Source organism: Acinetobacter halobius (assembly GCF_044130335.1).
Lineage (GTDB): Bacteria > Pseudomonadota > Gammaproteobacteria > Pseudomonadales > Moraxellaceae > Acinetobacter.
Genome location: NZ_JBIQOD010000006.1, coordinates 87,760 through 112,453 on the forward strand (window position 1 = coordinate 87,760; position 24,694 = coordinate 112,453).

General features: G+C 42.6%; 20 protein-coding genes. 12 read left to right on the forward strand and 8 right to left on the reverse strand.

Features of this window, described 5'->3' with window-relative positions:
* Positions 1–3: 3 nt before the first annotated feature.
* The 6 genes from uca to ACE01U_RS07535 all read right to left on the reverse strand — a co-directional run bounded on the left by uca (position 4) and on the right by ACE01U_RS07535 (position 11,429).
* On the reverse strand, positions 4–3,606 hold the full coding sequence (uca, locus tag ACE01U_RS07510) for an urea carboxylase (RefSeq protein ID WP_395579085.1): 3,603 nt from the start codon (positions 3,604–3,606) through the stop codon (positions 4–6).
* 20 nt (positions 3,607–3,626) lie between these two features.
* On the reverse strand, positions 3,627–5,456 hold the full coding sequence (atzF, locus tag ACE01U_RS07515; RefSeq protein WP_395579086.1) for an allophanate hydrolase: 1,830 nt from the start codon (positions 5,454–5,456) through the stop codon (positions 3,627–3,629).
* Between the two features lie 632 nt (positions 5,457–6,088).
* The gene (locus ACE01U_RS07520; RefSeq protein ID WP_395579087.1) at positions 6,089–7,756 is read right to left on the reverse strand and encodes a long-chain-fatty-acid--CoA ligase; all 1,668 of its coding nucleotides are present in this window, start codon (positions 7,754–7,756) and stop codon (positions 6,089–6,091) included.
* Between the two features lie 72 nt (positions 7,757–7,828).
* Positions 7,829–8,995, reverse strand: coding sequence for an FAD-binding oxidoreductase (locus ACE01U_RS07525; RefSeq protein ID WP_110973822.1), 1,167 nt, complete (start codon positions 8,993–8,995; stop codon positions 7,829–7,831).
* Positions 8,988–10,514 (reverse strand): phytoene desaturase family protein, encoded by a 1,527-nt coding sequence (locus ACE01U_RS07530; RefSeq protein ID WP_151706471.1) that lies wholly within the window; start codon positions 10,512–10,514, stop codon positions 8,988–8,990. The genes ACE01U_RS07525 and ACE01U_RS07530 overlap by 8 nt, the downstream gene beginning before the upstream one ends.
* Positions 10,515–10,586: 72 nt before the next feature.
* Complete coding sequence (locus ACE01U_RS07535; RefSeq protein ID WP_119063754.1) at positions 10,587–11,429, reverse strand: enoyl-CoA hydratase-related protein; 843 nt, start codon at positions 11,427–11,429, stop codon at positions 10,587–10,589.
* 132 nt (positions 11,430–11,561) lie between these two features.
* Here ACE01U_RS07535 and ACE01U_RS07540 point away from each other — a divergent pair, with 132 nt between their 5' ends.
* A complete protein-coding gene (locus ACE01U_RS07540) occupies positions 11,562–12,182 on the forward strand; it encodes a TetR/AcrR family transcriptional regulator (RefSeq protein ID WP_086208707.1) in 621 nt (206 codons plus the stop codon).
* A gap of 161 nt (positions 12,183–12,343) precedes the next feature.
* On the opposite strand, the gene ACE01U_RS07545 is transcribed toward ACE01U_RS07540, so the two are convergent.
* Positions 12,344–13,069, reverse strand: coding sequence for an alpha/beta fold hydrolase (locus ACE01U_RS07545; protein ID WP_395579088.1), 726 nt, complete (start codon positions 13,067–13,069; stop codon positions 12,344–12,346).
* Positions 13,070–13,191: 122 nt separating this feature from the next.
* On the opposite strand from ACE01U_RS07545, the gene ACE01U_RS07550 reads away from it, so the two are divergent.
* Both ACE01U_RS07550 and ACE01U_RS07555 read left to right on the forward strand, forming a co-directional pair.
* Positions 13,192–14,058 carry a LysR family transcriptional regulator gene (locus tag ACE01U_RS07550; RefSeq protein ID WP_395579089.1) on the forward strand — a complete coding sequence of 289 codons (867 nt, stop codon included), beginning with the start codon at positions 13,192–13,194 and terminating at the stop codon, positions 14,056–14,058.
* A gap of 396 nt (positions 14,059–14,454) precedes the next feature.
* Positions 14,455–16,290, forward strand: a complete 1,836-nt coding sequence (locus ACE01U_RS07555) for a monovalent cation:proton antiporter-2 (CPA2) family protein (RefSeq protein WP_395579090.1) — start codon at positions 14,455–14,457, stop codon at positions 16,288–16,290.
* 101 nt (positions 16,291–16,391) lie between these two features.
* On the opposite strand, the gene ACE01U_RS07560 is transcribed toward ACE01U_RS07555, so the two are convergent.
* Entirely contained in the window at positions 16,392–17,060 is a 669-nt protein-coding gene (locus tag ACE01U_RS07560; protein ID WP_086208703.1) for a GntR family transcriptional regulator, read from the reverse strand.
* 136 nt (positions 17,061–17,196) lie between these two features.
* Between ACE01U_RS07560 and madL the strand changes: the two genes are divergently transcribed.
* From madL to ACE01U_RS07605, 9 genes are all read left to right on the forward strand, one after another.
* Positions 17,197–17,598: a malonate transporter subunit MadL gene (madL, locus tag ACE01U_RS07565; protein WP_110973816.1), complete on the forward strand. Its 402-nt coding sequence runs from the start codon at positions 17,197–17,199 to the stop codon at positions 17,596–17,598.
* Between the two features lie 63 nt (positions 17,599–17,661).
* The gene (madM, locus tag ACE01U_RS07570; RefSeq protein ID WP_086208701.1) at positions 17,662–18,423 is read left to right on the forward strand and encodes a malonate transporter subunit MadM; all 762 of its coding nucleotides are present in this window, start codon (positions 17,662–17,664) and stop codon (positions 18,421–18,423) included.
* A gap of 21 nt (positions 18,424–18,444) precedes the next feature.
* The gene (gene mdcA / locus ACE01U_RS07575; RefSeq protein WP_395579091.1) at positions 18,445–20,100 is read left to right on the forward strand and encodes a malonate decarboxylase subunit alpha; all 1,656 of its coding nucleotides are present in this window, start codon (positions 18,445–18,447) and stop codon (positions 20,098–20,100) included.
* Between the two features lie 5 nt (positions 20,101–20,105).
* On the forward strand, positions 20,106–20,414 hold the full coding sequence (gene mdcC, locus ACE01U_RS07580) for a malonate decarboxylase acyl carrier protein (RefSeq protein WP_016166424.1): 309 nt from the start codon (positions 20,106–20,108) through the stop codon (positions 20,412–20,414).
* A 3-nt stretch (positions 20,415–20,417) separates the two neighbouring features.
* Positions 20,418–21,305 (forward strand): biotin-independent malonate decarboxylase subunit beta, encoded by an 888-nt coding sequence (locus tag ACE01U_RS07585; RefSeq protein WP_395579092.1) that lies wholly within the window; start codon positions 20,418–20,420, stop codon positions 21,303–21,305.
* 4 nt (positions 21,306–21,309) lie between these two features.
* Entirely contained in the window at positions 21,310–22,026 is a 717-nt protein-coding gene (mdcE, locus tag ACE01U_RS07590; RefSeq protein ID WP_395579093.1) for a biotin-independent malonate decarboxylase subunit gamma, read from the forward strand.
* 10 nt (positions 22,027–22,036) lie between these two features.
* Positions 22,037–22,717, forward strand: a complete 681-nt coding sequence (mdcG, locus tag ACE01U_RS07595; protein ID WP_395579094.1) for a malonate decarboxylase holo-[acyl-carrier-protein] synthase — start codon at positions 22,037–22,039, stop codon at positions 22,715–22,717.
* Positions 22,695–23,573 (forward strand): triphosphoribosyl-dephospho-CoA synthase MdcB, encoded by an 879-nt coding sequence (gene mdcB / locus ACE01U_RS07600; protein WP_395579095.1) that lies wholly within the window; start codon positions 22,695–22,697, stop codon positions 23,571–23,573. Before mdcG ends, mdcB begins: the two co-directional genes overlap by 23 nt.
* Positions 23,551–24,474 carry an acyltransferase domain-containing protein gene (locus tag ACE01U_RS07605; RefSeq protein WP_395579096.1) on the forward strand — a complete coding sequence of 308 codons (924 nt, stop codon included), beginning with the start codon at positions 23,551–23,553 and terminating at the stop codon, positions 24,472–24,474. The genes mdcB and ACE01U_RS07605 overlap by 23 nt, the downstream gene beginning before the upstream one ends.
* Positions 24,475–24,694: the final 220 nt, after the last annotated feature.

The following is a 24,694-nucleotide window of genomic DNA, read 5'->3' on the forward strand; positions in this document are numbered from 1 at the left end:
GTGTTATTCCATATAAACTAAAGGTTCGCCGCTATGAACGGTTTGTCCAGCCCGACAAATAATGGCTTTGACAATACCGTCATCTGCTGCATATACAGGTAATTCCATTTTCATAGCTTCAATAATAGCAATGGTTTCACCTTTTTTCACAATCTGACCTTGTTCCACTAATATTTTCCAAATATTGCCAGTCATAGATGCATTGAGAGCTGAATAGGCACTATAGTCTGTTTCATCAGGTGCTTCTGTGATTAGGTGGTCTTGTTGATCAAAGCTTTCCTTCCATAGGCTGACCTCAGTACTAAAGGCCTGTTGTTGCTGTGCTTTAAACGCCGTAATACTGTCCTTTTCATCTTCCAGTAGTTTTAAATAAGCGGCATAGTCAAATTCAGTGTCTTCAATTTGGATCTGTGCTTGACCATTTTCAAAGTCAGCACGCCATTGATCTAGCTCTAACTCTGAAACAGGGAAGTATTTAATTTGGTCGAAGAAATTTAAGAACCATTCTTTGTCGCCAAACTGTTTGTTCTTTTTAAATTTATTCCAAATGGGTAGAGTGCGTCCCACCAATTGGTAACCTCCGGGTGAATCCATACCGTAGATACACATATACATCCCGCCAATACCCACGGTGCCTTCGGCAGTAAATGTCCGTGCTGGATTGTATTTTGAACTTAAGAGGCGATGACGTGGGTCAATCGGCACAGCACATGGGGCGGTAAGGTACACATCACCGAGGCCTAAAATCAAATAATTGGCATTGAAAATAATCTCTTTGACTTGTTCACGACTATCTAAACCATTAATACGCTGAATAAAATCGACATTGTTCGGTAACCACGGTGCTTTAGCGCAAACACTTTCTTGATAGCGCTCAACAGCACCCAAAGTTGCACTGTCTTCAAATGCCATGGGTAGATGAATAATCCGTGAAGGAATCTTGAGTTGGCTTAAATCGCCCATTTGCTGTTCGAGTTGCAGTAAGAAAGCAATCAACTCATGCTGTGGAAGGGTGAGACCATCATATTTAATTTGTAGTGAGCGCACACCAGGAGACAGCTCCAATATTCCAGTCACATTCGCTGTTCGGATCAGTTGCATCAATTGGTGGACACGTAAACGCAGTGCCAAGTCTAAAACGTTATCACCATATTCTAATAAAATATAACTGTCACCCGCTTGGCGGTACACCGTGCGTGGAGACACATCAGTTGCATCTAGATGGGCGAGAATTGCAGATTGTGGAATATTATTGCTTGTTAGTTCAGTTGCTAGGACAGCATGAGTGAAATTTCGCACACGTTCAATTTGCTGTTGCTCTAGGGCATTGGCCTGCTCAACTGTTAGCGGATAGAAGCTGATTTTATCGTCAGCTTTAAGTTGACCGACTTTCCAAAGTTCAGCTTTAGCAATGGTTACAGGGCAAACGAAACCGCCGAGACTTGGGCCATCTTTGGCCAAAATGACAGGGAAGTCCCCTGTAAAGTTAATCGCACCAATGGCATATTCGCAGTCATGGACATTGGATGGGTGGAGTCCTGCTTCCCCCCCATTTTCACGTGCCCACGTTGGTGTTGGTCCTGATAGACGGACACCCAGTCGATTGGAGTTAAAGTGTACAGTCCATTCGGAAGCAAAAAATTCTTCTATATATTCGGGTTTAAAAAAATCAGGTGCTCCGTGTGGTCCATATAGCACGCCAATTTTCCATTCAGTGCCATAGTTTGGAATCAGTGCAGGAGATAATGCTTGAGGTTCTTGTGTTGCTAACGGGGCATCTTGATTAGGATGGACTGTATTAATGAGTTTGATCATGTCACCTGCACGAAGCACCCGTCCTGCATGCCCGCCAAAGTTACCTAAAGCAAAAGTAGAGCGACTACCCAAGTATAGGGGGACATCGAGTCCATGGCGAACTGCTAAATAGCTACGGCAACCAGACTCGACCTGTCCTAAGCTGAGAACCTGACCCGCCTGTACATGAATGGGTTGCCAAAAGGCAACAGTTTCATCATCTAATTGGGCAGGACAAGGTGCACCAGTGAGCGCAATCACACTATCTTGATGGAACTTCAGACTTGGCCCTTGTAAGGTAAATTCGAAACCAGCCGCACTAGCATCATTTCCTACAATTTGATTGGCCAATTGGAACGCATAGTCATCCATTGGACCTGAAGGTGGCACACCGATATCCCAGTAGCCGATACGTCCTGGAAAGTCTTGAATTGAGCTTTGCGTACCAGCCTGTAAAACTTCAATCACATTCGGCACGTAGTCAAAGTCATCCAACAGACGTGTCCAAATTTGCATTTGTGCGAAGCGTTCATCAGAGATCACGCTATGCGCATAGTCCAAGTTGGTGCTGATGCCATTTAAGCGTGTTTGGGTTAACACAGTTTTTAGTTGGTCAATGGCTTGTTCACGCGTATCCGCATGTACGATAATCTTGGCAATCATCGGGTCAAAATATTGCGAAATTTCTGTTCCTGTGGAGACCCAAGTATCGACGCGACAGTGTTCTGGAAATGAAACCTCGGTCAGGACGCCAGGGCTGGGTTGGAAGTTCTTAACAGGATCTTCTGCATAAATCCGTACTTCAATTGCCGCACCTTGCGGTTGGATGTTGCTGAGCGCTGTCCAATCCAAGACATCACCTGCCGCCACTTTAAGCATGCATTCAATCAGGTCTAAGCCCGTCACCATTTCAGTAACAGGGTGCTCTACTTGTAGACGGGTATTGACTTCAAGGAAGTAAAACTCATCTCGTGCAGCATCATAAATAAACTCAACTGTACCTGCACTGCGGTAATTGACCGATTTGCCGAGTTCAACTGCCGCTTGGTGAAGTTTTTGGCGTGTAGTTTCGGGAAGGTGAGCCGCAGGGGTTTCCTCCACCACTTTTTGGTTACGACGTTGCAGTGAGCAATCTCGTTCACCCAGTGCAACCACTTGACCTTGACCATCACCAAAGATCTGAACTTCGACATGGCGCGCGCGGTCAACAAAACGCTCTAAAAACACGCCTGAATCTTTGAAAAATTGTGCGCCTAAGCGTTTGACACTTTCATAAGCTTCAACCAATGTCTGTTCATCATCACAGCGTGTGAGGCCAATCCCTCCGCCACCTGCGGTACTTTTTAACATGATGGGATAACCAATTTCTGTAGCTGCAGAAATTGCTTCATCTAAGCTTTCAAGTAAGCCTGTACCCGGTGTCATGGGAACCTGAGCTGCAGCGGCAAGTTCACGTGCACGGTGTTTCAGGCCAAACTCTAAAATTTGTGTCGCTGTGGGACCCATAAAAGCAATATTATTTTTTTCACAAGCCTCTGCAAATTCAGCACTTTCTGATAAGAAGCCATAACCAGGGAAAATAGCTTCGGCGCCTGTTTTTTGTGCTGCTTGAATCAGCTTTTCAATACTCAAATAAGTATCTGCTGGTTTTAATCCTTCTAAGGCAATCGCAATATCTGCATCTTTGACATGTTGTGCATAACGGTCACTGTCTGAATATACAGCAACACTGATCATCCCCAGTTTTTTTAAAGTGCGAATTGCGCGTACGGCAATTTCGCCACGGTTTGCAATCAATACAGTTTTAAACATTTTAAAATTCCTAAATTTGACTAAGCTTGTTCTACTTTTGAATTGTTACGGTGCTGGATATAGGCGCGCCAACCACCAAAATGGCTGATATTTTCAGCATCGTTCAAACCATAAGGCTCACAAATAAAACCTTTAACCCAACGACCATCGACCAGTTCGACATTGCCCATGCCTAGCGGGGTTGGAATCTCAGCGACAAACTCTCCAAAACGCGCTGTTGGCACATCCCAAACCTCTACAATGATTTGTTGCCCGTGTTCTGAAACTCTTGCTAGACCTGGCTTTGGGGGAATTGTTCCGTTCAATGCAAATAGGGCATAGTGCTCAGCGGTCAGTGTGGTTTCAACAAGTACTGCATCACGTGTAAGCAGTTGGAAATTCAGAGGCATTCCAGTCAGGTGTGCTCCAACGACTGCAACTCGAATGTGATGTGCAGAAGGACTGTGGCGCAACGTTGGAATTGCGGAGAATCGGTCGAGTGCACCTAGTTTTAAGTTCAAATGTGCCTGCCAAATTTGTCCAAACTCAATCAGGGCTTGGTCATACCATGCAGGTGCAATGAAGCTAATTCCGAAGGGTAAGCCGTCGGCGCGGAATCCAGCAGGCAATGCGAGTGCACTTAAGTCAGCGAGGTTGGTAAAGTTAGTATAAGTTCCAAACTGAGAATTAAAACCAATCGGGGATTGCGCCATTTCTGCAAGAGTGTGAATGGTTGGAGAAGTTGGAACGATCAATGCATCAAATTGAGCTAAAGTGTCTTGAATTTTTCGGCTTAAGCCTTGTTTTAAATACTCTGCGTTGTAGGCATCGACTGCACTAAAATCATAACCTTTTTGAATAATTTCACGGACTGTGGGGTCGAAAACCTCGGGTTGCTGTGCCAATAACTCAGCAACAGCCGCTGTGCGTTCTGCTACCCATGAGCCTTGATAAAGTTGGGCTGCCAATTGTTCAAATGTTGAAAAATCAATTTCAGTAATTTCAGCACCGAGAACTTTTAACTGTTCTAAAGCCAATTGAAAGGCATATTTAGCTTGATCATCTCCAAAGAACTCAAGTTTATTGGGAATAGCAAAATGTGGTTTTCCAGAAAGTTTAGCTGGTGCGGTTTTTGGATGCTGGCGGGAGTAGCTATCTAGTGCATCGTACTGTTCTAGGGTTTGAGCAATGATGTTTGCATCGGTTACTGTTAATGCGAAAATTGAAATACAGTCCAAGCTTTTACAAGCGGGTAATAAACCACGATTTGAAAAACGGCCTTTGGTGGGTTTTAAACCGACAATGTTATTAAATGCCGCAGGGACACGACCAGAGCCTGCGGTGTCGGTTCCCAGTGCAAAGGGGACTAAGCCTCGAGCAACCACACTTGCTGAACCAGAGCTAGAACCTCCACTGACATAGTCTGCGTTAAAGGTATTGCAAACTGCGCCAAATGGGGAGCGTGTACCGACAAGCCCCGTTGCGAATTGATCTAAATTGGTTTTTCCTATGACGACCGCCCCTGCATTTTTAAGCAGGCGAATTGTTTCAGCATCTTGGCTAGCAATTGCGGTCAAAACCTTACATGCCGCCGTGGTTGCAAAACCAGCAACATCAATGTTGTCTTTGACCGCAAAAGGAATACCATATAACGGTAGTTCTTTACTCAAATCTGAGGCATGTTGTGCTTTTTGTGCTAAGGTTTCGATTTGCTGAATAAGTAGTTCTTTGCTAGCAATAGAGATCCATGCATGATCAGGTTGTGGTAATTGCGCTACATAGTCGATTAAGTCTTCAAGATGAATGTCATGGTTCAGATAAGCTGTCTGCCATTCTTGAAGTGTCCAACCAATGCATTTGTTATGACTCATTTTTTTGCATTCCAACTTGTATACATGATGGAATACAAAAATGCAGAAACTATGCCAATTTGATAAATCTAATTTTTATTTAATTATAGTTGTTTAATATCAATACCTTATTGTTTATTTCTGAATTCTGATGCGAATGTTTATTGGTGTTCGATTCTGCACCAAAACAAGATCAAACGGGATGTAATGGTGCTTTTATACTATGTTGCGATCTTAGATACTCACAGAACATGAGCAAAAAAAGCTCACAATTTGAATCAGCCTGATCAGTTAAGCATTTTCATATTTAGCATCTTAGCCTTCTCACTATTCACATTATATCTCAGCGCAAAACCTGTTCACTTTTGCCCCTAGAGTAGCTTTTTTAAAAAGTAGCCTATTTTAAAGAAGTCTTTTGTCTTGCATCGTAAAAATGCCATGCTTGTATTCTTATTTAGGCTAGGGATGACGTTGTCATGTATTAAATAAAGCCTAGAAGTAAAAAGTAATACCCGTCCATTTCTTAACGGACTGGTATTACTCAATCTGGGTTTTTGACACAAACAAGGGATTAATTTTTAGTTAAAGGTATAATATTTTCCAAGGTGCTTCAGTTAGTTTGATTCTTTGAAGGGGATGGAGCTGAACGGTGGTTAACTCCTGAGTTGGGCCCGTAAGATTTTACCAATTGGAGATTTAGGCAATTCTGTACGAAACTCAATATGTTTAGGAATTTTATAGTTGGTCAGACTTTGTTTGCAAAAGCCTATGATTTCCGCGGTTGAAATGTCGTGATTATTGACAACGATGAATGCTTTAACGGCTTCGCCTGTGGTTTCGTCTGCTATGCCAATGACGGCTGCTTCAATAATTTCAGGATGTTGTGTTAACACATCTTCAATTTCGTTTGGATAAACATTAAAACCAGAAACAATAATCAAATCTTTCTTACGATCTACAATTTTTAAAAATCCATCTTCATCCATCGTGACGATATCTCCCGTTTTAAACCAACCATTTTCTATACTATTTGCTGTTTCTATCGGGTTGTTGAGGTAGTGCTCAATCATATTTTCGCCTTTTACCCAAAGTTCGCCCGCTTGCCCAATGTCTATCGCTTGTCCTTGATCATTCACGATTTTTAGCTCTAAGCTGGGCAGTGGAAGACCGATAGATCCTAATTTTTTGTTGATACTTGGTGGATTGATAGAGACCATGCAACAACTTTCTGTCATACCATAACCTTCTACAATCGGTGAGACAACTTTTTCCCATTCAATGGCTGTAGAGGGGCGCAAACTGGTTCCACCTGAAATGGCGACTTTGAGTGGTGGCGGATTATTACGGAACCATGTTTGTTGTAATAAACCTGCATACAGGGTATCGACACCAGTTAGCCAAGAAATGCGAAATTGTTGGAAGGCTTTTTTAAGATTGTCCAAGGGGCGAGGGTTTGGGATGAGGATATTATGCCCACCTTTATGAAACATAAGTAAAAAATTGAAATTAAAAGCAAAAATATGGTACATCGGTAGTGCAGTGAGTATGTTGTCACCTTGTTGAATTTCCATTTTGCTTGAAAATGCTTGGATAAAATCTTCCGCCATTTTCATCACCGCTAATAGGTTACGATGACTAATGACAGCACCTTTACTTCTGCCAGTGGTTCCCCCTGTATATTGATATAGGGCAATTGGGTGATCTTGGTAAATGAGCGGATCGACTGTTTTTTCACCCAGTTTTAAGGCCTGTTTAAAACTCTGGTAGGGGATATCTGGTGTGGTGATGTCTCTGGATATTTTCATTTTAATCATCAGACCAATAGGAAAATTAAAAAAGTCGCTTAAGCTCGCTACGACCAAATCAATTTTCAGTGTATTGAGGACAGGTTGTGCGGTTTTAAGAAATAAATCACAGGCTATCAGCAGTTTGGCGCCACTGTCTTGAAGCTGATGCTTGAGCTCAGTTGCGGTGTAGAGTGGGTTGATATTGGTGAGAATGAGCCCTGCTTTCCAGATGCCAAAGACTGCAATTGGATAGTGCAAGCTATTGGGCATTTGGATGGCAACAACATCACCTGTGTTCAACTTGAGAACATGTTTTAAATAGTTGGCAAAATGGTCTGAATAGTAGTGTATTTCTTTAAAACTTAGACTTTGGCTAAAACCATTGGGTAGAACCACGCTAAATGCTGGTTGGTCTTGATAATGTTGCGCGGCATAAAGGCAGAATTCACTGACCGAGCCTGACAGGAGTGATTCATTGAGCTGATAATTTTTTAATTGTTTTGGATAACTTTTTTCCCATAACTTATTGTTCATGCTTTATTCCTTTGTTTTGCATGTATTGAAAAATAAAAAGCTGAACTTTCTTAAAAAGTTCAGCGGAATGATTTAAAGCATTACTTCAATATCGCTGAGTGGAAATGCAACACAGCTATAAATCCAGCCAAATTGGCGGTCTGAGCGGCGTAAGTGCGCCTCGTCGGGATTAAAGACTTCACCTGAAATCAGTTTGATGCGACACAGACTGCATTCGCCTGAGCGACAGGCATTTTCGACAAAGAAACCATGTCGTTCTAGACTGTTCAGTAAAGGCTCACCAACCGTGGTAGTAAACTGTCCTTTGCCTCTTACTGTGACTGTTACCTCTTGATTTAATGCAATGTCCGACGTCCAAGTTGACTGTGTGTTTGGGGCTTTGGGGGCACCATTGGCTTCAACTCGAATACGTCGAGCAGGAACTTCTAACTCAGCCAAAAGTTGTTGGCAACTTTGGTTAAATGGCGTTGGGCCACAGATGTAGAACATCTTTTGTTTCGGCTCTGTACCTAATAATTCGCTCAAGCGCTCTGCACTTAATCGTCCTGTTTGACCTTGATAGTCTGCTGTCGGACGAGTGATATATTCGGTTAAAGTGAAATGAGCATACTGTTTGGCCAGTGCTCTGAGCTCTTCGGCATAAATCACATCATCTTCAAAGCTATTGACATAAATCAGGTGGAATCGCTGTTGAAGATTTTGTTCAAGTAGATTTAAAAGCATACTGCGCGCTGGCACACTACCAGAGCCACCTGCCAAAAACACCAGATCATCACCATGAAACAGCGGATTGTGGTGAAAGTTCCCCATTGGACCACTACTTTGCAAGGTTTGTCCTACCGATAGTTGATCGACCAAATAGTGTGAAACAAAGCCCGCATCTGCTTTTTTGATGGTGAGATCATAGTAGTCTGCTTGGGTTGGCGAAGATGCAATTGCATAGGGACGAGCTGTGTAAGTACCTGCCACAGTGACAAATAGATTGATGTATTGACCTGCTTGAAATGCTGGCAAGGTTTCACCATGCTGAGAGGCTAGGCGGATGGTTTTAGTCGTTGGCGTTTCTTCAATAATCGCCTGAACAATCAAATCAATACGCTTGGGATGCAGCGAGTGCATTATCCGTTGCACTTGGCCTTTATATTCAGAAAAGTCTGTACCATTTTGTTCTAGTTCAGATTTGGCTTGAATAATTTCCTGATAGCCAGTGACTGCATTTAAAATATGTAGATCAGACATTGCTTAGCTCCTGTTGTGCCATTTTGTCGAGTTGACGCACCACGGCTTTGGCTGTAGATATTCCCGCAGCATAAGTCGGTTGGAATCCGCCCATCGTGGTCCACGCACTGGCAAAATAAAGCCCTTGTAAATGGTTCAATCGGTCTCGGATAAAACTGGTGTCTTCGCGTGTTTGCTTATAGCCGTAAATTGCACCGCCTGGAGTATTCAAATAGCGCATCATGGTGAGTGGTGTCGCGACTTCAACTTCCTGAATGTGTTGACGTAGGTTCGGATAGACCTGTTCAATCAGATCAATTAATTCATCCGCAAAACGATATTTGGTTTTGGCATAGTCTTCGGCTTTCACATTTTTCCAGACATCAGCATATTGCAAGCACACCAACACCACTTGACTTTTGCCTTCTGGAGCCGCTTGTGGATCATCGTAGTTGTAGCAGGTCAACATTCCTGAAATAGGGCTATCAAAACTTTCCATATTGTCATGGGTTTTTTCCCAGTCCATGGTCGAGGAAATAAAGGTTGATGCTGCATTGATCTTTAAGTGTGCTGGGGTGCAATCTAGACCCAAATAAATGACAAAGGCAGATGTTCCCATACGTCGAGATTTGAAGTCTTGCTGAATTTTTGTAGGGAGGGGATCGTCTAATAATTCATTAAATGTGAGTAAAGGACTAGCATTGGAAATCACAGCTTTACAGTTGATCAAGCGCCCATCTTCAAGCCTAACCCCAGTGACGGCATGATCCTGAGTGATGATCTTTTCCACACCACAGTTGAATTGTGCTTCACCGCCTGACTCTAAGAACGATTCCAACAGCGCATTGGACATGGCTTGTGATCCTCCTTTGATATGCCATGGCTTAAACACCGCATAGGCATATAACATATTGGCGAGATCACTAAATAAGAGATTTTTGGGTGGAATACCTGAATAAAACCAATAGGTCGCCAAAATACTGATTAAGGTTTCATCGGTGAAAAACTCATGCAATACATCGTGGGCAGAACGTAGACCATAGCGTTTAAAGTATGGACAGAGTTGATCAACGAGCAGTGGATCATTGCTTTTTTGTGCTTTAGGTAGGGTTGTAAAACCTTCTAAAGTGACTTTTTCACAGGCCAACATAAATTTTTCAAGTTGATCGGCCTCAGCAGGATACTGTGCTTGTAGCAACTTACGAATCCCTGACCAGCTTGCGGGTAAGGTGATATCGACCTGATTGGGAACAGCGAGTCGATAAAGTTCATGCTCTTGTACAAATTCGACTTTATCCATCACACCGAGTTGATCGAATAACTGTCGCATGATAAATGGGCGCTCTTCTGTGCCTAAACCACTTAGTTGATGCAATGCCACTTCAAATTCAAAATCACCACGGACAAAAGAGGTGGCACAGCCACCGGGTATGTTATGACGTTCAACCAGTAAGGTTTTTTTGCCTGCCTTTTGTGCTGTGACGGCTGCAGTTAAGCCTGCGTTGCCAGAGCCAATGACTACGACATCATAGTTTTGCATTTTAAACTCCAATCTTAACACTGGTAAGATTTGATTAAAAAAAATTAGAACGGGTTGATTTTTTCTAGCGCTTTATTGAGTTTCAGCGAATTGAATCGGGTGTAAGTTTTCAAATTGCGGTGATGCTTCAGACATACGGCTTTGCACCATGGTTAAAATATCTTGTCCATTTAAAATAGCTGATTGCAACATCACAGTATGGTCTAGGGCTTGAGCCACATTATGATCTCGACTATAGAGTAGACTGCGTTTAATGCCTTGCATGGCTACAGGTGGCTTTACAGCAATACTTTTTGCAATGCTAAAAGAATGTTCCAATAGTGCTTCTGGTGTTTCTAAAATTTTAACCGCTAGTCCGAGACGGTACGCATCTTCAGCGAGCAATGTGTCTCCCGTGAAAGCAAGATAGCGGGCAAGATTGAAGGGAATTTGATGGGGTATGCGTTGTAATACGCCAATATCCGCCATCATCCCAATATTGGTTTCTTCAATACGAAACTTAGCCTGTGGAGTCACAAAACAAAAATCACATGCTGCAATCAAATCAAAACCTGCTCCGACACAACTACCATGTACTGCTGCAATTACAGGGAATCTAACTTTTTCAAGGCAAGTCAATGCGTCTTGCATCAGAGCTAAGCTTTGCATGATGCTTTCACGTGCTACAGCATTTTGTGCATGAAATTCGGCCTGATTACTAAACATGCTCAGATCAAGACCTCCACAAAATACTTTACCTTGAGCCGAGATAATCAACGCTCGGATCTGTCCAGATTTATGCAATTGTTGAATCACTTGAGGAAATTCACGCCAGAAAGACAAATTTAAGCTATTTGCTTTTTCAGGGCGGGAAAGTTGTATATGCGCAATCTGAGCCTGAATACTCAGTTGAAAGCACTCATAATTTTGATTCATCACTCTGTCCTTAAGATGTTTAAAAAATACTCTAAACCTTAATCTTTACAGTGTAAAGATTAATTTAAATGGTGCATTTAAATTTATGCTAGGATAAATGGCAGAAGAATATTGATTTTTACTCAGCACTTTATGAACAAATCCGTCAAAAGAAAAAATTACCATGTTGGTAATCTTGAACCTCAACTCATTGATCAAGCAAAGAAAATGCTTGAAGAAGTCGGACCAGATAAGTTGTCTATTCGGGCTATTTCTGAACAAGTGGGTGTGAGTGCAACGGCTGTTTATCATCACTTTGCCAATAAGGATGAACTATTGAGTCATCTTGCCGCACAAGGCTTTGCTCAGTTAGAAAGTGTTTTGGGACAATGTCAGCAAGGGATAGACAAGAAAAATAAAATGCAGGTGATTAGTCGGCAGTACATGTTATTTGCTTTTGAACATCCTGCCATGTATCAGTTAATGTTTGGTTCTCAATTGGCACATAGTGAAATGAATCCTACTCTTTCTACGGCACGAAAAAATGCTTATGCTGTGGTGGAGCAGTGTGTAGCGGATGTGCTTGAAAAAGATATTCAGTCCAAAGAAGTTCGTTCTGCCGCACTGGCCGCATGGTCTTTTGCACACGGACTCGCGTCATTGATGATTCATAATGTTTTTGAGTTACCAGAACATATTTCTAAAGATGCTGTAATTGAAAAAGCACTTTTAGGGTTTAATCAATTGGTGAAGGCGCATTTAGATTTTGAGTAAAGGGATGTATGGCATTTCTCTTGTGATTGAATAACGTAAATCTTCATGTTTGTGATTTAATTTTATGGCTAGATCGTGGAAACGCTTTTAGAGGCTTAAAATGCAGCATTCTGCTGAATGCATGAAACATTTTAAGCTCTAATCATCCGTTTATATAACTGTTAAACTTTTGATGCTGCCTCAATAATTACTTTTGCAACTTCAGCTGCTTGTGACAAATGTGGAACATGACTTGCCTTCAATGTGGTGATATTGGCTGACATTCTTTCAGCCATTTTCTTTTGTAGCTCAGGTTGCAACATATAGTCATCTTCACTAATGATATAAGTGGATGGTTTCACTTTCCACGCGGCAGCATTTACTTTTTCTTCAAAGTTTCTTGCCCGAATTGGGGTTTGTGTTGCATACATCAATTGGGTTTGAACAGAGTCATTAAGATCTTGTGCAAGATGTTGTTCAATACCTTCAAGGCTCAAAGTTAAAAAGCCGTCTTGGTCACTGACTAAATGAGCAAAGCCCGATGGTGCAGGAAGGCCTTGTCCTAAGTCGACGATCGACTCACCAACGGCGGGTGCAAAAGCGGCGACATAAACCAAAGATTTTACTGACTCATGTTGTCCTGCTTCAGTTATCACCATGCCTCCCCAAGAATGCCCCACAAGGACGACCGAACCTTCAACTCTATTTAATACACGTTGAGCTGCGATTACATCGTCATCTAAGGAGCTTAAAGGGTTTTGTACCGCGATGGTATTGAAGCCTTCAGCGTGTAAAAGTTTGAGAACTTGATTCCATGTTGAACCGTCTGCAAATGCACCGTGTACAAGTACAATTGTTGGTTTATGGTTAGAGGCTGCTTGAGTATCTGTGTGTTGATGGTTTTGCATGATGTATCTCTTGATTTGAATATTGTTGATGTGCTCACTATACATAGGAAATAATTTGAGATAAATTATCTAAAAATATCAAAATTAGGTATAAAAAGATTCAAATGGATAGATTCTCTTGTATGCAAGTGTTTGTTAAGGCTGTGGAGCTAGGCTCTATTTCTGCCGCAGCAATTGAGTTGGATCTGTCTTCACAAGTGGCTGGAAAGCACATAAGATTTCTTGAACAAAGCTTAGAAACTAAGTTGTTGAATCGGACAACTCGCCAGCAAAGTCTGACTGATGCAGGACGGATTTATTATGAAAAAGCCAAGCATATTTTGGCTGAGATGCAAGAAGCAGAGGCTTTTTTAGCGGAGACACGTTCAACGCCTAGAGGCAAGTTACGTATCAGTGCACCCGTCACTTTTGGGAATCATGCCTTGGCACCCGCCATTACCGAATTTTTAAAGACCTACCCTGAAGTCTCTGTTGAATTGAATCTTAGCAATCGTAAAATCGACTTAGTTGAGGAAGGTTACGATATTATTTTTCGTTCGGGTGAATTGCAGGATAGTGGGCTATTGGTGCGGGGGTTGGCTCCTTATCAACTCGTATTATGTGCTTCTCCAGCATATATTCAGTCTAGTGCTCCACTGTCGATACCAGAAGATTTAAAAAACCATGAATGTTTGGTCTTTACACATTCTATTTTGCGCACAGAATGGTCATTTAAAGGGCCTAATGGGATAAGTTCGGTTTTAATTACAGGCAGATTTTGGACAAATAGTGGTGAAGCCTTACGTGCAGCTGCGATTGCGGGACATGGGTTACTTTTACAACCTTATGAGCTGGTGGCGGATGATTTGGAAAGAGGGCAATTAATACGGGTATTACCTGAGTATGAGCCAGTAATTGGTTCATTACATATTTTGTATTCACGTGATCGTAGAATGACGCCTAAATTAAAGAGTTTTATTGATTTTATTTTACTTAAATTTGGAATTTAAAAGGAGCAGTAGCCATAGCATTGAATATATTTTTAGCTCAATTTTACGCTTGCTATGACACTCAACTATTTAGTTTTTCTAAATTATTTTTGGCATTAGATTGATAATTTGAACGAGTCTTCAATGGAAGTATGTTGCGACTGAAGCAAAAATGCTGTTCTTTTTGATGAAACAAAGCCTTGATGTAAAACGACAATGCTGTATATAGTTCTCAGTATAGCGTCATTTATGAGCATAATTCGTTTAGTCCGCTAGTTGCCAAGTTGTGAAAATTAAGTTGTGATTCGAGCAAAAGTCATCAACTACAGGTCAGTCCATTTTAAATAGATTTTATTGAGTAAAATTAAAAAATAGTAAAGTTAGTATGGATTAGCAAAAAATAAAGATGAGAAAACCATGAGTGCAGAAGTTGATTCATTAGGATTGGTGGGTCCTGTCGTACTGTTAAGTGCTGCGGTGATTGCCGTTCCCCTTTTTAAACGTATTGGTCTAGGATCTATTTTAGGTTATTTAATTGCAGGGCTGATTATTGGGCCATTTGGTTTTGCTTTTTTTAATAATCCTACAGCCATTTTACATATCGCTGAGCTGGGCATCGTGATGTACCTCTTTATCATTGGATTGGAGATGCAGCCTTCACATCTGTGGAGTTTGAGGAAAGAAATTTTTGGATTGGGCAGTTTGCAAATCTTGATCGCGGTGGCTGCGTTGACAGGCATGGGCATGCTGTTTGGTTTTAGTTGGAAAATAGCTTTCATTGCTGCTGCGGGTTTTGTTTTGACCTCGACTGCCATCGTGATGCAATTGCTCAATGATCGAGGCGAATTACATCAACGGCGGGGGCAAAAGATCGTTGCAATACTGCTGTTTGAAGATCTATTGATTGTTCCATTATTAGCCTTGGTCGCATTTATGTCCCCCAATCATGCGACTGAAAGTTCATCAATTGATTTACAAGGGATTGGCATAGGGCTACTGGCAATTGCTGGCTTAATTGTTGCTGGGCATTGGCTACTCAATCCTTTATTTAGAGTTTTAGCCGCAGCGAAAGCACGTGAAGTCATGACTGCCGCTGCACTTTTGGTGGTTTTAGGTGCCGCGTTGCTGATGCAACTCAGTGGTTTATCCATGGCGCTAGGAGCATTTTTAGCAGGCGTTTTGCTCTCCGAATCAACTTTCCGCCATCAAATTGAAGCGGATATTGAACCGTTCCGAAGTCTACTTTTGGGGCTATTCTTTTTAGGGGTAGGCATGTCTTTAGACTTGTCTGTGGTCAAAGCAAATTGGCAACTCATCCTCAGTGGTGTGATTGCGCTGATGTTGACTAAAGCACTCATGATCTATGTGGTGGCACGTTTAACCAAGAGTAATCATATTGAAGCCTTGGATAGAGCTTTACTCATGGCACAGGGTGGTGAGTTTGCATTTGTGCTCTTTAGTGCCGCAACGACCGCTCAAATTATTGATAATACTATTAAGTCAAATTTAACTGCAATTGTCGTGCTATCCATGGTGTTGACTCCAATTATTGGGGTGATATTTAAACGCTTTACCATTGCAACGGATGAGCATTCATTAGATCAGGTGCGAGTTGCTGACGGCTTAACAGGCAAAGTACTAATGATTGGTTTCGGTCGTTTCGGTCAGGTGGCCAGTCAGTTGTTATTGGCTCGTAGCGTGGATGTGACCATTATTGATAACGATGTCAACATGATCCAAAACGCAGAAAAATTTGGTTTTGATGTCTACTATGGGGATGGATGTCGTTTAGACATTTTACATGCATCTGGTGCAGATACAGCCGAAGCCATTTTGGTTTGTGTTGATCACAAAGAAACCATTAATAAAATTGTAGAACTAGTCAATGCTGAGTTTCCTTTAGCCAAACTGATTGTACGTTGTTATGACCGTGAACATGCGTTGTATCTGTCGAAGAAAAATGTCAGTTTGATGGTACGGGAAACCTTTGAATCCGCATTGGTTCTAGGTCAAACTGCCTTGCAGCAACTGGGTGTTAGTCCAGAAGAAATACAGCAAGTGAGTGATGATATTCGTGCTTTAGATAGTCAGCGTTTTGAAACGGAGGTAGCGGCTGATGATGTTAATGCAGGTATTGGGATACAGTACACTCAGCGTAACCCTCGTCCTACTGCACCGTTGATTAAGCCACAGCATACAGGGCAAGTTTTAAATGATAGCGAATTCATAAAGCCTCGTGATACGGATAGTTGAGTTTTCGTTTAACGCTTAAACGTGGAGATAAAAGAGGTCTGTTTCAGGCCTCTTTTTCTATATGAAGTAATTCCATGTGGCTTAAGGGTATGGTTGCTTAATTAAGTATTTAAATGTTCTAAGGTTGAAATAAAATCCGTAAATTTCTCACCTTGAATTACCACATGTGCTTTCAGCAAAGCCTCGGCTTCTTGTTCATGACCTGCAAAAATGGCCTCTAAAATTGCGCTATGCTCTGAAAATGAATGATTCATTCGATGGTTAACGCGGAGTTGTAGGCGGCGGTATGGGTGCAAACGTTTGTGCAAGGTACAGGCTTGTTCAATTAAAAAGGCATTATGACTGGCTTGGTAAATAGCAAAGTGAAATAAACGGTTGGCCTCATAATAATTTTCTGAGTCGTTCTGATTTAAATAGTCCTGACATAACTGATGCAGGCGTTGTAATTCTTGCTTTTCTTCAGGTTGAATGCGCCGTGCTGCCAGTCGTCCACACATGGCTTCTAATTCAGCCATCACCTCGAACATTTCACAGAGAGTGAGTGAATTAATGGCTGGAATAATTGCGCCACGACGTGGGCGAATTTCAACCAAGCCTTCAGCGGCCAATAGCTTTAATGCCTCACGAATCGGGGTACGTGAAGCACCATAGCGTTCGCACAGTTCTTGTTCATCTAGCTTCGTCCCAGGCAGGAAAAAGCCATAAATAATATCATCCTCTAACTTTTTACTAATTTGAATAGAAAGAGGAAGTTCCGCAATTGAAGTCATACATCACCAAAAATTGTATACAATTTATGTTTATTTGAGTACAAAACATTGTACACTGGATACAGATAAGCTATAACTATAGCAAATTATAAGTCAGATTATTAGAAGCGCTGCATGATCCAGGGAGGATTCAGCAATGATTATTTACGGAACAGCCATATTGGCAGTCTGCCATTTACTTGGTGTTTATCTAGGCAATGCCCTTGGGATTGCACTTGGTGTACAAGCCAATGTAGGTGGTGTGGCCATCGCCATGATTTTATTAATTCTATCGAAGGAGCTATTAGCCAAACGTGGGCACTTACCTCAAGTGACTCAATTTGGTGTGTTGTACTGGTCAGGTATGTATATCCCGATTGTGGTTGCCATGTCGGCAGGCCAAAACGTAGTTGCGGCTATGTCGGGTGGGATGTTGGGTTTGATTGTTTCGGTTGCGTCTTTGATTGGTACCGTCTTGGTGATTCGTTGGTTGAATAAATCCAGTGGCGACTATGACAGCTATGAATGGGCTGTAGAGCCAACTGAAAAAGCCGCTTAAGGACAAGGGTGTTGTCATAACACGAAATAACAATCAGTTGTACGGTTACAAGGAAGAAACGCAATGGAAGAAATAATTACGGTTTTTACCAAAAATGCCCTCGTCGCGGCGCTCGCAGTGACTGGTTTAATGATGTATGTGTCGCATCTTTTGTCGAAATATCTCACCAAAGGCAAGTTACAAAGCTCAGCCATCGCGATCACTCTGGGGCTGGTCTTGGCTTATTTTGCAGGGATTTATACTCAAGGTGAAAAGGGCATTTCAGATATCGCTATTTTCTCAGGTTTCGCTTTACTCGGTGGTGCCATGATTCGTGACTTGGCCATTGCATCAACGGCGTTTGAAGTCGACGTTAAAGAAGTGAAAAAAGCAGGAAAGGTGGGTCTGATCGCGCTTGCACTTGGTTGCGTGATTCCATTTTTGATCGGTGCAATGGTGGCGTGGTTGATGGGCTATAAAGATCCCGTTTCGATGACCACGATTGGCGCAGGTGCGATGACCTATATCGTTGGCCCAGTAACAGGTTCAGCCATCGGTGCAAGCTCAGAAGTGATTGCATTATCAATTGCAATTGGTCTGATTAAAGCGGTGTTTTTCATGGTGGGTACACCGTTATTCGCAAAATTTATGTATCTCAAAAGTCCACGTTCTGCCATGGTTTTTGGTGGAATGGCGGGGACGACCAGTGGCACAGCAGCAGGTTTAGCAGGAACTGATGTACGTTTAGTACCCTATGGTGCATTGGTCGCAACCTTTTATACCGGTCTTGGTTGTTTACTTGGACCCTCTGTATTTTTTCTCACAATCAATGCCATCTTCGGCTAAGCACAGCATAAAGGTGACCCCATGAACCAAATGGTTAAGACGCGCTTATGGGATAAGCAGCGTACCCGCAGACTAGAAAAACTGAATCTTGCCAAAGAAAAAGGCTTTGCAAAACAAGTTGAGCATGCTCGGGTGATTGAACTTTTGGAAACGGTGATTTCCAGTGGTGATCGCGTTTGTTTGGAAGGTAATAACCAAAAGCAGGCCGATTTTCTGTCAAAGAGTTTAAGCCAGTGTAATCCAGAGGTGGTTCATGACTTACATATCGTACAGTCGGTATTGGCTTTACCCAGTCATATTGATGTCTTTGAAAAAGGTATTGCTTCTAATGTCGATTTTTCCTTTGCAGGCCCACAAAGTTTACGTCTAGCACAATTGGTTCAGCAGCAAAAAATCAGTATTGGTTCGATCCATACCTACCTAGAGCTGTATGGGCGTTACTTTATTGATTTGACGCCAAATGTCTGCCTGATTACGGCACATGCGGCCGACCGAGAGGGCAATCTTTATACAGGTGCGAATACCGAAGATACGCCTGCAATTATTGAAGCGACTGCATTTAAAAGCGGGATTGTGATTGTGCAGGTCAATGAAATTGTCGATAAGTTACCGCGTGTGGATGTACCTGCGGATTGGGTCGATTTTTATATCGAAAGTCCCAAGCACAACTATATAGAACCATTGTTTACCCGTGATCCTGCACAAATTACCGAAGTACAAATTTTAATGGCGATGATGGTCATTAAAGGCATCTATGCACCGTATCAAATTCAACGTTTAAACCATGGTATTGGTTTTGATACTGCGGCAATTGAATTATTGCTGCCTACGTATGGGGCATCCTTAGGACTAAAGGGGCAGATTTGTACCAATTGGGCTTTGAATCCGCATCCAACTTTAATTCCTGCGATTGAAAGTGGATTTGTCGATTCGATCCATAGCTTCGGTTCTGAAGTCGGGATGGAAGACTATATTAAAGAACGTCCTGATGTGTTCTTTACAGGCAGTGACGGCAGCATGCGTTCCAATCGTGCCTTTAGTCAAACTGCGGGTTTATATGCCTGTGATCTCTTTATTGGTTCAACCTTGCAAATTGACTTACAGGGCAACAGTTCAACTGCAACCGTAGACCGGATTTCTGGTTTTGGTGGCGCGCCGAATATGGGCTCTGATCCGCATGGACGCCGTCATGCCAGTTATGCCTATACCAAAGCAGGCCGTGAGGCGGTCGACGGTAAACTGATTAAAGGGCGTAAGTTGGTGGTGCAATTGGTCGAAACATACCGTGAACATATGCATCCTGTCTTTGTTGAAGAGTTAGATGCGTGGCAGTTGCAGGACAAAATGGAGAGTGAACTCCCGCCCATCATGATTTATGGTGAAGACGTAACCCATATTGTGACGGAAGAAGGTATTGCCAACTTGCTGTTATGTCGTACTCCAGAAGAACGTGAACAAGCCATCCGTGGCGTGGCAGGTTATACCCCAGTGGGGATGCAGCGTGATGAGGCTAAAGTAGATGAGTTACGCCAGCGCGGTATTATTCAACGCCCAGAAGATTTAGGCATTGATCCAACACAGGTCAGTCGTGATTTGTTGGCGGCAAAATCGGTGAAAGATTTAGTTAAATGGTCGGGTGGTTTATATAGTCCCCCAAGTCGCTTTAGAAACTGGTGATCGACATGGAAAAGTTAAAATTTGAATTGCAATCAGCGCCACTGAGCGCTGAACAAGCAGCTGTCATTTGTGGTGTGGTCGGTTCTGGAAATTTAGAAGTCTTGGTTTCACAGCATGATCAGGCGGATATTTGTCAGATTGAAGTCACGACATCGGCCGTCGGTTTTCAACATGTTTGGCAGTCTGTACTGAATGAATTTGCACAACGTCATGCGGTAGCAGGGCTTAAATTTCAGTTAAATGATATGGGCGCGACCCCAGCTGTGGTGAACCTGCGATTAAGCCAAGCAATATCTATGTTTAAGGGAGTATAGAACATGGATCAAGTGATGCTCAAAAACAGTTTTTATGAAAAAACTGCACGTGCGCGGATTCAAGCGGTCGTCGATGCTCAGAGTTTTAATGAAATATTAAAGCCTGCTGAAATTGAAGTTAGCCCACACCTGTCTGCTTTGGATATTCCGGGTAGTTTTGATGATGGCGTGATTATTGGTACGGCACGTGTAAACGGAACACCTGTACATATCATGGCTCAAGAAGGGCAATTCATGGGTGGAGCTGTGGGTGAAATCCACGGGGCGAAAATTGTCGGTCTTTTGCATAAAGCCATTCAAGATCAAGCGCAAGCGGTACTGTTTTTTGTCGACTCAGGTGGTGTGCGTCTGCATGAAGCCAATGCAGGTCTGATTGCCATTTCGGAAATTATGCGTGCGATGTTACAGGTACGAAATGCAGGCATTCCCATTATTACGGTGATTGGCGGAACCTGTGGTGCATTTGGTGGTATGGGCATCAGTTCGTGTTTGAGCAGTGCCATCATCATGACGGAAGAAGGACGTTTGGCACTGTCTGGGCCAGAAGTGATTGAAACAGTTAAAGGCGTAGAAGAGTTTGACTCGAAAGACCGTGCTTTGGTTTGGCGTGTCACAGGCGGTAAACATCGTTATTTATTGAGCCATGTGCAGGCTTTGGTTGAGGATGATATTACCGATATTCGTGATGCGATTTTAACGCAGCTAGACGCTAAGGTCGCTTCTTTAGACTTAGAACAATTATTGCAACAGCAGCAACAGCTTGAGCAACAGTACCAACGCTGGTTTGGTAAAAATGATGGTTTACAGATTTGGCATGACATGGGCATTACACAGCCAGAAAAAATTCCGATGTTGTCTGCCCATGAAGTTGTGTTGTTAAAGCAAGGATGAGCTCATGAATACAGAATTACTTTTACAACAGTTGTTTCCGCGTCAACTGGATTATCAGATCGAAGGTTATGTGATTAAGGGCAATGCACAAACGGATGCAGGTCCAGTGCGGATTCTTGGCACAGTCAATGCAGCACCTATTAATCAAGACATAGCCATTCAATTATCCTCAGAAATTTTGAAATTGGTACAACAAGGCAATAAAACTCCCGTGGTCTTTATTGTGGATACGCAAGGTCAAGCGCTTTCCCGTGCCGATGAGTTACTGTGCTTAAACCGTACCTTCGCGCATTTGGCATCTTGTGTTGACCTACTGCGCAGAAGTGGACATGCCAACCTTGCGATTATTTTTGGTCAAGCCGTCAGTGGTGGGTTTTTGTCCTACGGGCTTATGGCAAACGAAGTTTATGCACTCAGTGATTCGCAAGTGAAAGTCATGGACTTAAATGCGATGGCACGGGTCACTAAAATTCCAGTCGAAAAGTTAAAAGAGTTGTCACAAAACTCAGCTATTTTTGCTCCAGGGGCAGAAAATTTTTACAAAATGGGCGCAATCAATGCCATTTGGCCAGATTTGGAGGCCGATTGGGTTAGCCAAGCGCTGTTAAATCAACAACAACATCTTGAAACTTATCTGACAGATCAACGCCGTGTGGTGGGGCAGCAGCGTCAAGGGCGTGTGTTGTGTAATACCATTATTGAGAAAGTTGTCCACAGTTAAGGAAGCAGATATGGATCGTCATGACTTAGCTTATCTTTGTGATTCAGCAAACCTACATTTTTTAGATGTTTCTTTACCAGAAACAGTGAAACAAAAGGTGTATCAGCTGTTGAGCCAACATATTCCAATGACCGTTTGTCGGCAGGACGATATGGATGCGGGACAAGTGAAGCTGGCGATCAATTGCTTGGTTGAAGGCTATAAATATCGGGTGGCGTGCTTAGTCGAGAAACACGATATCGAGCAGATCACTCGACCGCTTTCTTTACAGGCTTTGTTAAAAGCTGATTCGCAGCTCCTACAACCTAAAGTGCTGAGTGATTTTGCAGGCAACTTAGAACAATTGGGCTGCAAAGTATATGTCTATGGCTCCTATGCCTATGAATATCTCACTAAAGAAGCTTATGTACGTTCAACATCAGACTTAGATCTGTTGTTGTATCCGCAGCACCAACATGATGTACCAGAGATTTTACAGTTCATTCAACAAGTCCAAGCCCAGAGTTTTATTCGCTTGGATGGAGAGATTCAAACCCATCCAGACTGGCATGTGTCATTTAATGAGTTAATTGCGGTTTTTCCTGAAATGAAACAGCAAGTGATCGTCAAAGGAATTCAGCGTGTCGAGATGCTGAGATTAGAACAATTATTCGAAGGGAAGCTTGAATATGCAAATGCTACAACCACATGAAGTTTTATGCCCAAGCATTATCAGGACTGCTGAAAGATTAGACCGTTTGGCATGTATGGCGCTATTGGATGAAGCCAGTTTAGAACATAAGCCCGGTTTGGTTTGTCCAAGTTCGCAGGGCAGTCATCGTGATATGGACTTTAGCTTGTTCCAATGCAGTGTGGATGCGTTACAGGGCTATTTTCAGGCGCAATGCTTGAATGGCTATCACAATGTCGATTTTGACGAGATTCGACAATGTGGCATTTTAGCTGAACAAAAAATGATGACCGCAACTCAGCAGATCAATACCCATAAAGGGGCGATTTTTAATTTAGGCTTTGCCAGCGCTGCAGTAGGGCAATGTCTAGCAGCTGATAGTTCGTTGAGTGCAGGCTTAATCAGTCACAAAATTCAAAGTACTTGGCAGGATGAACTGTTACATCATTTAGAGCGTAATCCCAACAGCCACGGGCAACGTATGCGTAGTCAATATGGCATCACAGGGGCGATTGAAGAGGTGGCTTCAGGTTTTAAAACGGTGATGGATGTTGCCTTGCCGACGTATATTGAGATTTATAGCAAAACGGGCAATGCACAGCAGGCTGCAATTCAGACTTTATTCAGTCTGATGGCCTATGTACAAGATACCAATATTGTTTGGCGCGGTGGTTTATCAGCCTTATATATTGTGCAGGATCTAGCCAAGCAGTTTTTGAGTCGTGGCGGTGTGTTACAACATAACTGGATGCAAGACGTGGCCAAAGTGGAAGATTATTTCGTTCAGCATCGTTTAAGTCCAGGGGGGAGTGCCGATCTATTGGGGGTGACTTTATTCATGCTGAAGGTGGAACATGAATTTCGCAATCATATTTAGTGGGCAAGGACTCCAAAGCTTAGGGCATGTTCAAGAGCTACTCACTTTGGCGGATGAGCTTCATGTATCAGAGAGTTTAAAGAAACATTTGCCGCGACTATTTTGTTCCGATTTAACCGAAGCAGATTTGTATGCGAATGAGTTCGCGCAGCCTTTTATTGTTGCTTTGCAATGGTGTCGTTGGCAAAAGTTAAAGCCTGAGATTGAGGACCTTATGAGTTTCTCAGGCTATTCTCTCGGCGAGTTAAGTGCACTCATTTGTGCAACGCAGATAGGTTTGGAGCAAGGACTATATTTGGCCCAACAGCGTGCCTCGTTAATGTCTTTAGCCTCTCAGCATGCAAGTGGCTTAATGGCTGTTCAGGGCATCAATCTCAATACACTTGAAGCGTTGTTGACTGAAACGTCAACCGAACTTTCCATTAAGCTCAGTGATAGTAATTTTGTCGTGGGTGGGACTGATGCCAATTTACAGCAGTTGACCCGGCAACTCGAATTGCGAGGAACACGTTTTGTTAAACGCTTGAATGTCACCGTTGCATCGCATACGGCATGCATGGATGCTGCGGTTCAGCCGTATCGGCAGGTTTTACAGCAGCAAGACTTTGCTCGTTTATGCACGGCCATGATTAGCGGTTCGGGTGGGCATAAGTTTTTTAAGACCACAGATGCCGTGAGTGCGCTAATTCAGCAAATGAATCACGCGATTGATTGGGATGCTTGTTTAAGTGCAATACAAGAAAATCAGCCTGATGTAGTCTTAGAAATTGGGCCAGGCAACGCCTTAAGTAAAATGCTCTTGGAGCGTAATCCATATTGTATTGTACGTGCGGTGGATGATTTTAAAAGTTGGTCTGGATTGCAGGTATGGTTAGAAAAGCAAAGTATTGGATCATCTTGAAACGAAGATGATATGAAATGTATTCGGTGCTTTTTCGTTTTAAATCATATTCAGTCGTACTGAATATTGTTCAATGTCCACATTACTTCTTGAGTGTGTAGATGAACTGAATGACACATGAAGAGCAGTGTTCCCTTATCCGCTTTTTGTCCTGATTAAATTAGCTTGAATCTACGACGAATGGTTGGTTTAAAAGGGCAATGGATTATTGATAGCAATC